Source organism: Streptococcus sp. DD04 (genome assembly GCF_001578725.1).
Lineage (GTDB): Bacteria > Bacillota > Bacilli > Lactobacillales > Streptococcaceae > Streptococcus > Streptococcus sinensis.
Genome location: NZ_KQ969009.1, coordinates 1 through 390, shown reverse-complemented (window position 1 = coordinate 390; position 390 = coordinate 1). Strand labels below are relative to the sequence as shown.

The 390-nt window shown below is 45.1% G+C and carries 1 pseudogene; it reads left to right on the top strand.

Going from position 1 to position 390, the window contains the following annotated elements:
* A pseudogene (locus STRDD04_RS10285) lies at positions 1-390 on the top strand (M1 family metallopeptidase); the annotation flags it as partial.

Below are 390 nucleotides of genomic sequence, written 5' to 3'. Positions count from 1 at the left end.
TATTTCTACGCAGTTTGAGAGCCATTTTGCCCGCGAAGCTTTTCCGAGTGTGGATGAGCCAGAAGCTAAAGCGACTTTTGATTTGGCTTTGAAATTTGACCAAGCAGAAGGCGAACTTGCCTTGTCTAATATGCCTGAAATCGACGTTGAAAACCGTAAAGCGACAGGTATTTGGAAGTTCGAAAGAACCCCTCGCATGTCTTCCTATCTCTTGGCCTTTGCTGCGGGTGATATGCAAGGCATTACCGCTAAAACTAAAAACGGCACTTTGGTCGGTGTCTACGCGACCAAGGCTCACCCAGCCAGCAACTTAGAGTTTGCTTTGGACATTGCTGTTCGCTCAATTGAATTTTACGAAGAATATTACGGTGTCAAATATCCTATTCCTCA